The organism is Shewanella frigidimarina NCIMB 400, from assembly GCF_000014705.1.
Lineage (GTDB): Bacteria > Pseudomonadota > Gammaproteobacteria > Enterobacterales > Shewanellaceae > Shewanella > Shewanella frigidimarina.
Map to the genome: position 1 here is coordinate 4,661,027 of NC_008345.1, position 15,082 is coordinate 4,676,108.

At 41.1% G+C, this 15,082-nt stretch carries 11 protein-coding genes; 6 read left to right on the forward strand and 5 right to left on the reverse strand.

The genetic code is table 11. The features are described from left to right. Positions 1–51 precede the first annotated feature (51 nt). The 3 genes from ccoG to SFRI_RS20090 all read right to left on the reverse strand — a co-directional run bounded on the left by ccoG (position 52) and on the right by SFRI_RS20090 (position 3,946). A complete protein-coding gene (gene ccoG / locus SFRI_RS20080) occupies positions 52–1,515 on the reverse strand; it encodes a cytochrome c oxidase accessory protein CcoG (protein ID WP_011639314.1) in 1,464 nt (487 codons plus the stop codon). 173 nt (positions 1,516–1,688) lie between these two features. Beyond that, positions 1,689–3,131, reverse strand: coding sequence for a sigma-54 interaction domain-containing protein (locus SFRI_RS20085; RefSeq protein WP_011639315.1), 1,443 nt, complete (start codon positions 3,129–3,131; stop codon positions 1,689–1,691). A gap of 176 nt (positions 3,132–3,307) precedes the next feature. Next, complete coding sequence (locus SFRI_RS20090) at positions 3,308–3,946, reverse strand: paraquat-inducible protein A (protein WP_041413255.1); 639 nt, start codon at positions 3,944–3,946, stop codon at positions 3,308–3,310. Positions 3,947–4,100: 154 nt separating this feature from the next. On the opposite strand from SFRI_RS20090, the gene SFRI_RS20095 reads away from it, so the two are divergent. The 4 genes from SFRI_RS20095 to SFRI_RS20110 are packed head-to-tail and all read left to right on the forward strand — an operon-like array spanning position 4,101 to position 8,377. Beyond that, on the forward strand, positions 4,101–4,772 hold the full coding sequence (locus SFRI_RS20095; protein WP_011639317.1) for a methylamine utilization protein: 672 nt from the start codon (positions 4,101–4,103) through the stop codon (positions 4,770–4,772). Between the two features lies 1 nt (position 4,773). Then, positions 4,774–7,104: a putative bifunctional diguanylate cyclase/phosphodiesterase gene (locus tag SFRI_RS20100; protein WP_011639318.1), complete on the forward strand. Its 2,331-nt coding sequence runs from the start codon at positions 4,774–4,776 to the stop codon at positions 7,102–7,104. Then, on the forward strand, positions 7,104–7,946 hold the full coding sequence (locus SFRI_RS20105) for a DUF3034 family protein (protein WP_011639319.1): 843 nt from the start codon (positions 7,104–7,106) through the stop codon (positions 7,944–7,946). The genes SFRI_RS20100 and SFRI_RS20105 overlap by 1 nt, the downstream gene beginning before the upstream one ends. Next, positions 7,946–8,377, forward strand: a complete 432-nt coding sequence (locus SFRI_RS20110) for a group I truncated hemoglobin (RefSeq protein WP_011639320.1) — start codon at positions 7,946–7,948, stop codon at positions 8,375–8,377. Before SFRI_RS20105 ends, SFRI_RS20110 begins: the two co-directional genes overlap by 1 nt. 31 nt (positions 8,378–8,408) lie before the next feature. Here SFRI_RS20110 and SFRI_RS20115 read toward each other — a convergent pair whose 3' ends face one another. After that, positions 8,409–9,602, reverse strand: coding sequence for a cyclic di-GMP phosphodiesterase (locus SFRI_RS20115; protein WP_011639321.1), 1,194 nt, complete (start codon positions 9,600–9,602; stop codon positions 8,409–8,411). Between the two features lie 320 nt (positions 9,603–9,922). On the opposite strand from SFRI_RS20115, the gene SFRI_RS20120 reads away from it, so the two are divergent. Both SFRI_RS20120 and SFRI_RS20125 read left to right on the forward strand, forming a co-directional pair. Then, positions 9,923–11,305, forward strand: a complete 1,383-nt coding sequence (locus SFRI_RS20120; RefSeq protein ID WP_011639322.1) for an isochorismate synthase — start codon at positions 9,923–9,925, stop codon at positions 11,303–11,305. Positions 11,306–11,609: 304 nt separating this feature from the next. Next, entirely contained in the window at positions 11,610–12,290 is a 681-nt protein-coding gene (locus SFRI_RS20125) for a 7-cyano-7-deazaguanine/7-aminomethyl-7-deazaguanine transporter (protein ID WP_011639323.1), read from the forward strand. Between the two features lie 693 nt (positions 12,291–12,983). Here SFRI_RS20125 and SFRI_RS20130 read toward each other — a convergent pair. Next, on the reverse strand, positions 12,984–15,074 hold the full coding sequence (locus tag SFRI_RS20130) for a sensor histidine kinase (RefSeq protein ID WP_049763612.1): 2,091 nt from the start codon (positions 15,072–15,074) through the stop codon (positions 12,984–12,986). Positions 15,075–15,082 lie beyond the last annotated feature (8 nt).

Below are 15,082 nucleotides of genomic sequence, written 5' to 3' on the forward strand. Positions count from 1 at the left end.
GCATCCAATAATGTCGACACGCGTTTATGCCGTCATACTGAGATACTGAGATTACGGCCAAAAGAAGCGTGATGTTTGCGAGATCTCATTAGCAGGTTCCGTTGGCGTTGGATTTTCCAAACTTTGAATTTGGGTCACCTTAAATTGCACTGTTTGTTGGGTGCTATCACTCGTACGGTCACTCAGGCGGCCACTGAGGGTCAACGGATAATCCAGTTGTTCTGCAGGTTTTATCGCAATTAAGCTGTCGGTGACTATTTGCAATGTTTGCTTTTGGGGATCGTCATTGCTGATACTGATTTGATAAAAAGCCATTTGTTGAGTTTTATTGCGAATTTTAAGTTGATAACTGTTTTCAACCTGATCGATGCCCACTTGACGATATAAGGTTTGGCGGTCGCGGATCACATTGAGCTGTATATGGCTTAAGTGACTTAAATCACTAATAATCAGCACAATCATGATCAGTAATGCACTGGCGTAACCAAGCGATTTTAGCGACAACAGGCTGGCTTTTGGTTGTCCTTTTAAGGCGTTTTCGCTGGTAAAGCTGATTAAATTGGGGGCATAACCAAATTTTTCCATGGTTTGATTACATGCATCAACGCAGGCACCGCAGTTAATACATTCGTATTGCAAGCCGTTACGAATATCAATCCCAGTGGGGCAAACGTCAACACACAAATTACAGTCTACACAGTCACCTAGCTCCGTTGTTTGTGAGCGCTTACGTGGCCCACGAGATTCTCCTCGCTCAGCATCATAGCTCACTGTTTTAGTGTTGGCGTCAAACATCACCGCTTGAAAACGCGAGTAAGGACAACAATGCAAACACATCATTTCGCGCATCCAGCCGGCATTTAAATAAGTGCATATGGCAAAAAACCACACCCAGGTGCCAGTCCAAAAACCACTACTCATGCTAAAAATATCAACATATAACTCGCGTGCAGGCATAAAATAACCAATAAACCCGCAGCCGGTTAGCAAGGCAAACACTATCCACACCGCATGCTTCGTCACTCGTTTACGCACTTTACTCAGTGACCATGGCGCTTTGTCTAATGCCGCTCGATGATGATGATTGCCCTCTACCTTGGCTTCAACCCACATATATATAAAGGTCCATGCGGTTTGCGGACACAAAAAGCCACACCAAACTCGGCCCCAATAAACGGTGACAAAAAATAATGCAAAAGCCGCGGCCATAAAAAACCACGCTAATACGGTAAAGTCTTGTGGCCACAAAGTGATATTGAAGAAAAAGAATTGCTGTTCGGTTACATCAAACAGAATGGCTTGTCGGCCTTGATAATTGATAAATGGGATCAGGAAAAAAATCGCAATCAGTAAAGTATTACTGTGCTGACGCAGCCGTTGAAATACGCCTTTCTGTTCACGAACATGAATTTTTGTCGACGGCGTAGCAATTTGCACCACTGGAATCCGTTGTGAAACGGCAGCTTTATCAACTGACGATGTCGCTGATGGAGTTTGAGATGATGACTTAGGCATGAATGTATTCCTATAACACAATATTGCCCTGCTGTAGCAAAGACTAAGCCAACTCAAATATAAATATAATCTACTGATTTTAAACAATTAAAACCAGTAGATTATAAAACAAAGTCACGACATATCGATTTTTACGCGATATATCGTGACTTAATAAAATACATGATAAAAAATTAGCGACTAATAGCTAACTTTTTCATCCTAGATCGTAAGGTACTCGCAGGCATATCTAACATCGCAGCAGCACCAGACGGACCAGAAATACGCCAGTGGCTAGCATTTAATATCGCAATAATATGCGCAGCTTCGGCTTGTGCCATGGTTAACGTGCTGGTAGCTAACGGAGTTGTAACCGCTACAGGTAAAGTATTAAACAGCAAATGACCGCTTTGCGATAAAATCATTTCTCGCTCAATCAGGTTTTGTAGCTCACGTACGTTACCGGGCCAGGAGTATTGCTGTAAGTTCTTCAACCCTTTAGCACTCACTTTAGTGATTTTTTTACCAAGCTTTTTACTCAGCGATGCGACTAAATCACTGACTAATTGCGGAATATCTTCGCGGCGCTCTCGTAACGGCGGCACCGTTATTGGAAACACATTCAAGCGATAATATAAGTCCATGCGAAACAAGCCTTGCTCTACTCGCGCGGCTAAATCGTGATGGGTGGCAGCCACTAAGCGAATATTGACCTTAATGGTTTCACTACTGCCAACGCGCTCGAAGCTTTGCTCTTGAATTACCCGTAACAATTTAGATTGTGCCGATAAACTCAGTTCAGCAATTTCATCTAAAAATAAGGTGCCATTATTGGCTAATTCAAACCGGCCTTTGCGACGTGCTGTAGCACCAGTAAATGCGCCTTTTTCATGACCAAACAGCTCACTTTCTAACAATGCGGTCGAAAATGCGGCGCAGTTAACACTCACCATCGGCTGGTCTTTACGATGACTTAGCCTGTGTAAGTTACGCGCAACTAACTCTTTGCCGGTGCCGTTTTCACCGCAAATTAACACCGTACTGTCGGTATTAGCGACCAAATGGATCTGCTGAATGAGTTGATTGATAGGTTGGCTGTTACCCGATATTCCCGACGCGCCTTGTTGGCCTTGTAGCTCAGTGAGTAAGTATTGATTTTCTGATGCTAACCGTTCTGACAAGGCCTGCACTTGTGCTAATGCTTGTCTTAACGATTGCTCGGTATGTTTTTGCATACTTACATCACGAAATATCGCGATAACACCGACAAGTTGTTGCTGATCATATACAGGGGTTGAGCTGTAATACACCGGAAAGCTGCTGCCATCTTTACGCCAAAATACATCTTCGTTCACTTGCCGAGGAATAGCATCATGTAAGGTGCGATAAATGGGACAGTCATGTTGAGGATAATGGCTACCATCGGCATGACTATGATGATGGCAGTCGTGAATATTTCTGCCAATTAATTCAGCACTTTTCCAGCCAGTCATTTGTTCTGCTGCGGGGTTAATGAACACCGCATTACCCGCTAAATCAAAACCATACACGCCTTCTGTCATGGCATTAAGCAACAAAGTATTTTCAGGCAGAAAATGATCGGTGCCAATATATTTAGTGGTTGTAGAGTCAGTCATGGTCAATCTTAACGTTACTAGTGCATAGACTCATTATAACCATTGCAAAATATAAGTCGCGAAATATCGTGACTTCGATGGCTCATCAAAATAATAAGCTGATTTAGGCCCTTTTTACATTAACGTTGAATCTCAATGTTGTCAGCTCACAAGTCTAGCGGCCTCGGCTGTCTATATTAGCGAGAGGCATTCTGCGACTTTTGCGTTTGTGTCATATCGATCATCATCTGGCTGGCGATTGAAAAAATACAGTAGCCTAAAAAATAATAGAAACCGATTTCAAACTGGGATTGAGTCTTAAGCATGTCCCCCATTCCAGCTGACGCATTACCTGCCATGTAGGTCACAATAATTGCGACCACAAAAACATCGGCCATAGACCATTTACCGATAACACTGATCATTTTGCTCAATCTTTGCTTAATTAAGGGCGTCACTGGCAGCAGTAATATAAGCATAGTGATTAACTTAATCGCAGGGATCACAATACTGAATAACCCGACCAACATGGCCACGACAAAATGATGTGACTGATATAGTGCTGCAATGGTGTCGATGATACTGCGGCTATTACGAAAAACCTCTACTTCACCGTCTAGCGTATCCAGACCTAACATACTGGCGGCAATATCCAATATTCCACGGGTATTAGCACGAGAGTCTTCCGTTAAATCTTGGATTAACATATCCTTACCTGTATCCACTAACTGCGACTTTTCAATGGTACCCGTTATCGTTAACATCGGTTTTGTCACCCCGGGAATAAGCAGGATTAACGATATCAGTACTAAACTGATAGATAAATACACTTTCATGAACACCTCGTTTGCTGATGTATACCGAAACAAATAGTCGCATTACGTTGTGATGATGCTGTATTTTGATCCTTGTAGGTTATGATGCCATATTACGTAGATAATTAACCACAACGCGGCACTCTTGCTACACTCTTAATAATGAGGCCAATACATGCCAATAAATCCATTTACGACATGCTTGCTGTGTTTAACGTATTTTTTTTCAGCGGCAGTTACAGCGGCGACGTTAACGGTTGATGTTACCGATGCGCAAGGCGTGATGCTCAGCGATAGCGTGGTAGAGTTAATTTCTACGTCACCATCTAATACAACGCCATCGACCTTGGCACATTACCAAATGCGCCAACAAAATCGAGTGTTCTCACCTTTTGTATTGGCTGTACCACAAGGTGCCAACGTTGATTTTCCTAATTTAGATCGTACTCGGCACCATGTTTATTCTTTTTCTGAAGCCAAACAATTTGAGTTGAAATTGTATGTAGGCACAACTGAAGACCCGATTACATTTGATAAACCAGGTTTAGTTGCCATAGGCTGCAATATTCATGATTACATGCAGGCCTTTATTTATGTGGCCAGCAGTCCTTACTTTTCGGTGAGTGATGCACAAGGTAAAATCCAATTAACAGATTTACCTGCAGGCGAATACCAAGTCAACATTTGGCATCCTTGGCAGATCACTGCAACACCATCATCTTTGGTCATAGTAAGCAATGACCATAATCAACTAACGCTGAGTATTGATGTTGAACACCAAGAAAAACCATCGGCACCACCTAGCGGCTTTGGTAGTTACCTTCAAGCAAGCGATACCACGGGATAACATGCCAACTAGTTTTCGCAACCGACTGATAATAGCTTTTCTATTAATATTAACCTTAATGCAGTTAACTACTGCGTTGTTTGTATTAAGCGCAACTCAGCGAGATTTTCGCCAACAACAAACTCAAAATCTTAATATTGGCTCCAATATTTTTGTCGAAATGTTGTCGAATCGAAGCGATCAGCTTAATCAAAGTTTGTCGTTACTCAGTGCTGACTTTGGTTTTAAACGCGCTGTGGCCACTGGCGAGCAAGATACAATATCGTCAGTGTTAGCCAACCATGGCAGGCGTATTAATGCTGACGCTGCTATTTTATTATCTCCACAGGGGAAATTACTTTCTTCAAGCTTACAAGGTCTCACTGCAGCCAATGTTGATGAGTTATTTGCATTAACCAAGAATCGCTCAACCACGTTTGAAATTTTTAATTATGACCACAGTAGTTACCAATTTGTGTTGCAACCCGTCAAAGCCCCAACATTAATAGCCTGGGTCGGCATGGGTTTCACTATGGACAAGAATGTCGCAGACCAAGCCAAAACCATTACCGGAATTGATATCAGTTTTATCAACCAGTCCGCTGGCAGAATTGAAATTGTCTCGACCTTAGCCCAAGCTCAACAACAAGATGTTTTAGCGCGTATTAACCTACTCGCAAAGACAGTGGATAAGGTCAGTGATGACATACCATCAAACTACTTATCTACTACCATTGCGTTAGATAAAAATAGTGGTCATCAGTGGGCGGTACTGCATCAATCAAATGTTAAGTGGCAGCAAAATTACGATGCCCTGCGTAATAACATGTTAATTATATTCGCGATAACGTGTTTACTGGCGTTTATGGTTGCCGCTTGGTTTTCTGGCGGCTTAACGAAACCCATTTATGCGCTAGTTAATTTTGCACGCAAAGTCGGCCAAGGTGAAAACCCTCCGCCAATTAAAGGTGCACCTGCTGAGTTACAAGTATTAGCCAACACCTTATCGATAATGCGTGAAAATATTGAATCGCGCGAAAACGATTTAGTTTATCAATCACAACACGATAACCTCACGGGTTTATATAATCGCTTGGCTGCTAAACAACAACTCAGCCTGCTGCTCAGTAAAATGCATGGCAGCTTAGTGATGATAGACATTAAAAACTTTCGCCATTTAAATAACATCATTGGATTTGCCAATGCCGACGATTTATTGGTGTTGTTTGCCAGCCGTTTAGAAAGCTTATCCCCAACGGCCCAATTAATATCGCGCTTGGATGGCGACTCGTTTTTGTTGCTATTTCAACCGGGTATTCATCATGAAAAGCTTGATAACTATCTACGTCAATTAACTAACCCATTTTCTATTCAGGGTTCAAAAATAAGTGTCAATGTGCGGGTAGGGATTGTTGATTTATCCAGTGACTATGACTGTAATGACATCGACACGTTAATTCGCCATGCTGAAATTGCATTAAATCAGGCCCGAGTGGAATCCCTAGGCATTGCCACTTATCAACAAGGCGAAGATGAACGCTATCTGCGTGAGTTAATGATTATTCGTGATTTACCGATTGCCTTAGCACAAGGGCAATTACATTTGGTGTTTCAACCTAAAGTGAATATTCAGAGTAATCATTGCCATGGTGCAGAAACGCTAATCCGCTGGCAACACCCGGAATTGGGATTTATCCCGCCAGATGAATTTATTCGCTTAGCTGAAAACTCAGGTAATATCTCGATGATTAGTGACTGGGTGTTAAATACCACCATAAAGCAGCTAGCCCAATGGCAGCTGCAAGGTATTTCGCTGACGGTGGCGATTAATTTATCAGCCCACGATCTCACTAATCCTCAGCTGCCGTTAGACATTGAAAAGTTACTGATTAGCAATCATTTACCGATTAATGCTTTGTCGATAGAGGTAACCGAAGGTGCTGTGATGAAAGATGCACAAACGGTAATTGCCGTTTTACAGCAGTTTAGAAATATCGGTTTGGCCATTGCCATCGACGACTTTGGCACCGGGCACTCTTCATTAGCTTACTTAAAGCTACTGCCCGTTAATGAAGTGAAGATTGATCGCAGTTTTATCAAAGATATTCATACCGATGCAACTGATTTAATGATTGTGGATAGCAGCATTCGATTAATTAAAGGGCTCAATTTATCCGTCGTGGCTGAAGGCGTTGAATCTGTAGAAGGGATCAATATTCTACGTGGACTCAATTGCGACATAATTCAAGGTTATGTGTATTCTAAGCCGCTAAAAGCAGATGATTTTATTGTGTGGTTCCAACAATTTAATCAGTCTAATATTCAGACTCTCAGTAAGGATACGCCACACTAATGTATCAACCAATGTGCATTATATTAGCGGTGCTATTAAGCCTAATCAGCGTGTGTGCTCAAGCTGAAACAAGCAAAGTAATTGCTACTGGCGGCACGACAACTATTGAGGGCAGTGCTGGCGGAGGAATAGTGCCGTGGGCAGTAATTAATGGTTATGCAAGCTCAGACCAATGGTCTTTCACTGCAATGAATACTGCCGTCTATGTTGACGATTTCACCTTACATTCTATTGGTGCGTCCTTAAGCATTGATAATCGCTTTGAACTCAGTATTGCTAAGCAAACATTTGATCTAGACACTCTAGGCGGCAAACTGGGCCAAGATATTGTTGGCGTAAAATACAAACTAGTCGGTGAAGTGTTATATACCGCCATGCCACAAATTAGCTTAGGGCTACAATATAAACGGGTGGACGATTTTGCGTTACCACAAGCCGTTGGGGCAAGGAATGACTGGGGAGTTGATATCTATTTAGCTGCCAGCAAAGTCTATTTTGATGCTATTGCGGGCCGCAACCTGGTGACCAACTTAACCCTTAGAGCCACCAAGGCTAATCAAATCGGTTTGCTTGGTTTTGGCACTGCTACAAACAACAATTACCAACTGCAAGCTGAAGCCTCTATTGCTGTATTATTAACCGATAATATTGCACTAGGCTATGAATACAAACAAAAACCTGATCAACTTGGTTTTGCAGAAGAAAATGATTGGCAGGATATTTTTATGGCTTGGTTTGTCAATAAACACCTTTCTGTTGTGGGCGCTTATGTTGATTTAGGCAGCATTGCAGGATTTGAGCAACAACAGGGGTGGTATTTATCTGTAGAGGGAACCCTGTAATGGTTAAGATTGTTAAACATCATGTAGTCGTTTTTGGCGCGTTGTTATTACTGTCTGTTGCCTGTGCAAGCCAACCAACAACCTTATATCAGCAACTTGGAGGGGATAAAGGCGTCAGTATGATTACCGATGACTTTCTAGTTAATTTGTCCCAAGATAAACGCATTTTGCATCATTTTGAACAAACTGATATTCAAATTTTTCGCCAACGGCTTATTGAGCATTTATGTGTCGTTAGTGGCGGTGAATGTGTGTACCAAGGTGCATCAATGTACAATGCACATATTGGATTACACATTAGCCAAGCGGACTTTGATGCCGTTGTTGGTCATTTAATAGAAGCACTTAAACAACAACATATTCCGCTAGCAACCCGCAATGCATTACTGGCTGAATTAGCACCACTGTACCAAGATATTATCGAACATTAGTCGTTGTGAAACCGTTTATGATGATATCCGGTTAGTAAAACTGGCTTGGATCTACATCGAGCGATCCAGGTGATACACCGCGTTCAATATGTAATTCAGATTTAAGTAAGTCAACCATAGTCACTTCAGTGTAACGTTTATACTTAATCGAATAAAAACACTTCACGACAGGATGCAACGCATCACGCCCTTTAGAGTCCCATACTATACCCACTCGTTCATCCGATAATTGCACCAATGAACCAACTGGATAGATGCCTACACAGCGAATGAACTCGTATACGAGCTTCTGATCAAGATGAAATGGGGTCAAGCTCATCAAAATTTTAAAAGCTGCTGCCGGGCTCATGGCTTCTTTGTAACAACGCGAAGCAGTTAATGCATCAAAAATATCAACAATACAGCTCATACGCCCATGTTGAGGAATTTGTTCATCTTTTAAACCATTAGGGTAACCACGGCCATCGAGTTTTTCATGATGCATTAAGCACACATCTTTACTCACTTGCGATAAGCCTTTTGTTTCATTCATGATTTCAATTGCATACACTTGATGCAATTTCATGTGTTCAAACTCTTCTGGGGTTAACTTACCTGGTTTGTGCAATATTTCGTTATCGACTTGAATTTTGCCAATATCATGTAAAATTCCACCCACCGCCATCTGCTTTAGCAGTTCGCGATCAAGCTTAAGATGTTTGCCAAAGGTCACCAATAAAAAGGCAACATTAATAGAATGCTCGAGTAAATACGCATCTTTGGTACGCAGTGCTGAAATACACTTAAATGCATCCGCATCGTCCATAACAGACTCAATCATTTTGTCGGCAACATCTTCAAATTGATTGACTTCGATGGCTTTACCACTGAAGGTTTCAGACATCACTTTTTGAATTAAGCCTTTTGCTTCAGCAAGTAGCTTTTTAGCCTGCGCTTGCTGACTATCTCGAGTGACCGTCGCTTTACGTACCAATAAACTGCTAACAGAGCTCGATTTACCCGCTTTTTTTAACCCGCAAGTATCTGAAGAACGATCAATATCAACCCACACAAGCAAAATGTTGTTTTTTTTCAACTTTAAAATTGCATCACGATGTTTGATTTGTCCGGGATTACGAATAGCCACCTTACTTTGCTGATGATCTATTGCCGTCACAAACATGCCTAAAGCAAGTTTATCGGTGGGGATTTTAATGACATTGCTTGATTCAACAGAATCATTCATTGTAACAATTACTCCGAAAGAGAAATTTAAGAACGGGATCTTGCTCACATAATATAAGCTATATTTTGAACTACTTTATCTCGTTCGCCTACTCTTTTTAGGAGAATATTACCGTATGGTCACATTACAGTTCACAACTATTCCTGTAGAAAACCTCAATGATAAACAATCAAACTGTTGTTGATGATATGGAGCAGCTTATTGGATCATTATTTCCGTATACTGATACCAGTAAAGAGTAAGCTATATTAGCAATTCAGATCACACGCTTTCATCTTGCCAATTGACACTATTTGCTAGGTTTATTAACGTTAAACCTTATGTTGTTATACGAGAGGTATAGGTTGGCTGGTCACTTTTTTTCATCACAGTTTAGCGAATTAATTACTAAGCTCGAGCAACTTCGCAATGTGCCGATTTGTGACCCTATCGTACAGCTATCTGTTGAGGCTCCTGCGCTGCCATTAATATCTTGGTTAAGCGCTCAAACTTTATACCCAAAAATCTATTGGCACGGCCGCGATAGAAACGAAGATGTCGCCGCCATCGGCTCGTGCAAGACGTTTTATTTTGCCGACCAAGTTGACGACAATGCCCTAGCACAAATTTATCAACAGCAACGCAATAAAACCAATCATCAAGATATTCGTTATTATGGCGGTTTAGCGTTTGATCGCACCGTAGAGTGTTGGCCTGAATTTGGACGTGCACACTTTATATTACCCAGAATTGAATTACGCCGTAGCGGTAATCACGTTAGAGTATTGGTGAATTTAAATTTTGAAAATGGTGAGCCTGAAGACGAAATACAATCCGCTCTTAATGCTATCGCAATGGTGCAAAAGCCGCGTCCCTTGTCGCCGCCGAATAAACTCAACTTAATGGGCCGGAGTGATTTACCTAATTTTGCACGCTGGAAAGAATTAGTAGAACAAGTCACTCAAGCAAATTTTATCAAATCAACACCTAAAGTCGTATTGTCACGCCACAGCCAAATAGATGTAGATGACAATATTGACCCTTGGACAGTGTTAGCATGTTGGCAAGGTCGTAATCCGAATAGTTTTCAATTTGGATTCCAATTTAGCCCTGAACGCGCATTTATTTCTTGCTCACCAGAACGGTTATATTTACGCCGCCAACAGGAACTGTTTACCGAAGCATTAGCGGGAACAACTGTCAGAGGGCTTAATCCAGAAGAAGATAATGTACTGGCGCAGGCATTATTAGATGACATTAAAAATAGCCATGAAAATCAGTTGGTCAGAAAACATATTGTCGATGTGCTCACACCGTTAAGCCAATATGTAGGTGCTGATGAGCAACCTAAAATATTTAAGCTTAATCATATTCAACATTTGCACCGCGCTATTCGAGCGCAGTTAAAGCCAGGTGTTAGTGATTTTGAATTATTACGTGCACTGCACCCAACTCCCGCCGTAGGTGGGTTACCACGCGATGCCGCACTGAACTTTATTCGCCAACGAGAAGGCTATGCTAGAGGTTGGTATGCTGGAGCTTGTGGTTATTTAAATCATCATGAATCAGAATTCTCTGTCGCAATTAGAAGTGCACTGATAGAACCTAGAAGAATCAATTTATTTGCTGGTGCAGGCATTGTTGCGGGCTCAGATCCTGAAGCTGAATGGCAAGAACTGGAAAATAAGTTAGCTACAGTATTGTCTATTTTGATCGACTTTTAGTCTTCCGCTACTGACCATCACCAATAATGTTAACCTCAGCAGAATCTTTCGCTTGTGCAAAACACATGCTATTATCCCGCCCCGTGTTTGCCAATACCTTGGTATTGCCTTGAAATAGGCCTGCTAACAGGTGTGTTTAAAGCAAGCACTGCCAATAAACTAAAATAATAATATTCTCTATAACAGACATTAGCTTATCTGTTTAACTGTGGCTAAATAGCCTCGTTAACACCAGTAAATACTGTTAACCAAACTAATAGCGGGTTCCCTCACCCCGCGCTAACCCAATTAAAAAGGCCACAATATGTTGACGTTAACCCAGGCGAAGTATCGCCGAGCACTGATGCTATTAGTCAGTTTTCATATCTTAATTATTTGCGCAAGCAACTACCTTGTCCAACTGCCATTTCAGCTGTTTAGCTACCACACCACTTGGGGTGCTTTTAGCTTTCCATTTGTTTACTTAGCTACCGATTTAACGGTGAGAGTGTTTGGTCAGCAAGCCGCTAGAGGCATTATCCTCAAAGCCATGATACCTGCACTTGTAGTGTCGTATTTAGTCGGCGTATTGTTTCATCAAGGTCAATTACAAGCGTTTAGCGCCTTAGCTGAGTGGAATAGTTTTGTATTTCGCATCGCCTTTGCCAGCTTTGTGGCTTACTTAATTGGTCAGCTCATGGATATCACTGTATTTGCAAAATTACGTCAGGCCAAAGCTTGGTGGGTTGCACCTGCTGCATCAACATTAATTGGTAACTTAGTTGATACCTTAGTGTTTTTCAGTGTAGCTTTTTATGCCTCAAACGATGCGTTTATGGCAACACACTGGCCAGAAATAGCCACGGTGGATTACGCTTTTAAGCTGATAGTGAGCCTAGGTTTGTTTTTACCCGCATATGGTGTGTTACTCAAAATCCTGCAAGACAAAATTTTACTTAATGGCGGCAGCGATAGTGACAACGTTATTATCCAAGCATCCAAATAAGCATCATCATTATTAATTGCGTAAACGTTTTATTTAGAATAGTTAGTGCAAGTAATTGGTTAATGTAAATAATTGGTGATGTAAAAGTGGTTAATCAATAAAAGCGTACCGTCGGCTTCATCAGTCATGCCGACGGTACGCTCTATTCATTCAGCGTTTTCGACCATTGTGATGCCCAACCTAAATGCATGAGATTTCCATTTTAGGACTCATATAAACTGAAGCTGTAAATTAAAACGGGTTTAAACAAAACTTCGCTCTATATATCCCCGCGCTAGCTTTAGTAAGGCTAATAGCTGTAGTAAACCAGCACAAACCCATTCCTCTCTACGTTAAACAACACCTAAATCTAAATGAAATAGCTTTATTCCATAAACTCATCTAAATAGAATGATAAAAAAACCAATCGACTAAGAATATTTATTATATTAATCAATGACTAATGTAATATTTTTAATAAGTTGAATATAAAAATGAAATTTATGATGATAAACACTTGCAAATACAAATGAGAATGATTATTATTAACTTGCGTTCCAAAACTCGGTTTACTAAATAGAGACTTCATCACCTTTAATTAGTCTGCAGAGTTCGCAAGCACGACATTGCTCACACACTTTTTGTGGCCGGGTTAATCACCCGGCTTTTTTTTGCCTATTTTTTGTCTATTCCTTGCCTATTTAGTCACGTGCTTTACTGTGTTCTGTCACCAAAATGTAAGCCTTCATAAGGCCCAAGCTGCTGATCATCTTTTGCTTTATGGTAAAGCCCAATGGTAAATATGGTGCCTTTTCCTACCGTCGAATTCACTTCAATCGTACCGCCAAGTCGTTTAATAATCCCATAACTCAGAGATAACCCTAAACCAGTACCATCTTTACGGGTGGTATAAAATGGATCAAAGATACGACTCAAATCTTGTTTCGAAATCCCCATCCCTTCATCTTCAACTTCAATTTTTACCCCAATAGCGATTCCGTCTTCTAGCCAGTCGTAAGTTCGTAGCCAAATTCGACCTTTATTCTCAATCGCATGGGCAGCATTAACCATTAAGTTAATCAGCACTTGTAATAGCTGAGGTCGATTGACTTCTACTGAACCTGTAGCCGTAAACTCCTTAATCAACTTCACTTCTTGTTGCTCAATAGAGTGACGAGCTAATAACAGCATTTCTTCAACGATTGGCGTCACAGGTTGTAATGTTATTGGCGCATTAAACTCACCAGGACGGCTATATTGCAGCAGGCTACGGATGATAGTCGTTATCCTACCGACTTGTTGAATAACCAATTCAATTTCTTCTTCGACTATTGCAGCGTTGTCACCGAGTTCATATTTTAATAGCTCCATGTTTCCCAAGATAACGGCTGTAGGATTATTAATTTCGTGGGCAATACCAGCAATCAGTTCGCCTAGTGCGGTGAGTTTTTCGTTAGTCACTAATTGCTGTCTGGTGGCATGCAACAACGCCACATTGCGTTCGAGCTCTTCTGTTTTATCTTGCAAGCTGCGGGTTCGTTGTTCAACTTTGATTTCTAGCTGCTCTGCTGCCGCTTGAATTTGAGCATTTCTTCGCTGCAACTGATCTAACATTCGATCAAATTGCTCCGCTAAATGTGCTAGTTCGTTATCACCATTCATGTCTAGTTTACCAATTCTGATATTTCGACCAGACTGTACCGCAGTAACAACTTGGTGAATATATTCAATAGGTTGTAGCAAACTGTTCGCGCCGCGATAAACCAAAAAACCTGAAATTAATAATACGAAAACTAAAATGGTGCCGAGCTCGATAATATTGAGTAAATAGTTATGTAAAAAAGGCGACTCAGAAAAGCCGGCATACACCATCCCAATCCTTTTACCACGAACATCGAGTAAAGGAAGGTAACCCGAGATATACCAATCATTAAGAACAAAGGCGCGATTTATCCACGTTTGGCCTTCAATGAGTACTTGCTGATAAACCTCATCAGACACTAAGGTCCCCAAGGCTCTATTGGGTTTATTGCTGTCTTTAGGAAATAGCTCCATCGGTACATTGGTACTAATGCGAATATTATCCAGAAAAAGGGTTACAGTACCGATTGAACGTTCAGGCAACGTGCCTTTGCCATACACCAAGTCACGAATATTATCGACTATGTCAGTATTGTGATTAAACAACATCCCACCATCTAAATACCAAAATACATTTCCCGACTGGTCGGCTATTGGCAGTAGAGTTCGGCTTAATAAGCCACGGGTTTCCATGCTTTGCTTAGGTTTTTTCGCATGCAATGTCGGGATCAATGTAATTTGAGCTTGTTTTGCTAAACTTGAGTTAATTCTTTCGAGGCGTTTTGCTGGCAATACCATTAACCCCGAAAAAACCTTCTGTTTGGTTTGATGTAACATCAAACGTAAATCAGGGTCTCCAGCGGCATCGGCAACACTAATTAAACGTAAAAAGTCTAAACCTAATTCTTTTTGCTGTTGCGCCAATAGCATATTTAACGCACTAATCGCACTCGGATTTGGTTGTTGATCACTGTGTTTTATTAGCCTAAATGCATGTTGAAAATCCCATGATTCACTTATCGAGTCGAGCTTATCTTGTTGGCGTTCCTGCACTTGCACTAAAGTACTATTCGCGACAACCAAGTCAGCCTTTACCTTCATAAACAATTGTTTACCTGTGTATATTACATTCCAATAAATGGTAATAAACACCAAGCTAACTAAGGTTAATAAAATAGGTAATGATGTCAAAAACAAAATGCGATAACGCACTTTGGCCTGCATTTGCTGCC

What these genes read in the sequence shown, in the direction of transcription:
- ccoG (WP_011639314.1), bottom strand. Translation starts at nt 1,515, where the DNA reads ATGCCTAAGTCATCATCTCAAACTCCATCAGCGACATCGTCAGTTGAT.
- SFRI_RS20085 (WP_011639315.1), bottom strand. Translation starts at nt 3,131, where the DNA reads ATGACTGACTCTACAACCACTAAATATATTGGCACCGATCATTTTCTG.
- SFRI_RS20090 (WP_041413255.1), bottom strand. Translation starts at nt 3,946, where the DNA reads ATGAAAGTGTATTTATCTATCAGTTTAGTACTGATATCGTTAATCCTG.
- SFRI_RS20095 (WP_011639317.1), top strand. Translation starts at nt 4,101, where the DNA reads ATGCCAATAAATCCATTTACGACATGCTTGCTGTGTTTAACGTATTTT.
- SFRI_RS20100 (WP_011639318.1), top strand. Translation starts at nt 4,774, where the DNA reads ATGCCAACTAGTTTTCGCAACCGACTGATAATAGCTTTTCTATTAATA.
- SFRI_RS20105 (WP_011639319.1), top strand. Translation starts at nt 7,104, where the DNA reads ATGTATCAACCAATGTGCATTATATTAGCGGTGCTATTAAGCCTAATC.
- SFRI_RS20110 (WP_011639320.1), top strand. Translation starts at nt 7,946, where the DNA reads ATGGTTAAGATTGTTAAACATCATGTAGTCGTTTTTGGCGCGTTGTTA.
- SFRI_RS20115 (WP_011639321.1), bottom strand. Translation starts at nt 9,602, where the DNA reads ATGAATGATTCTGTTGAATCAAGCAATGTCATTAAAATCCCCACCGAT.
- SFRI_RS20120 (WP_011639322.1), top strand. Translation starts at nt 9,923, where the DNA reads ATGTTGTTATACGAGAGGTATAGGTTGGCTGGTCACTTTTTTTCATCA.
- SFRI_RS20125 (WP_011639323.1), top strand. Translation starts at nt 11,610, where the DNA reads ATGTTGACGTTAACCCAGGCGAAGTATCGCCGAGCACTGATGCTATTA.
- SFRI_RS20130 (WP_049763612.1), bottom strand. Translation starts at nt 15,074, where the DNA reads ATGCAGGCCAAAGTGCGTTATCGCATTTTGTTTTTGACATCATTACCT.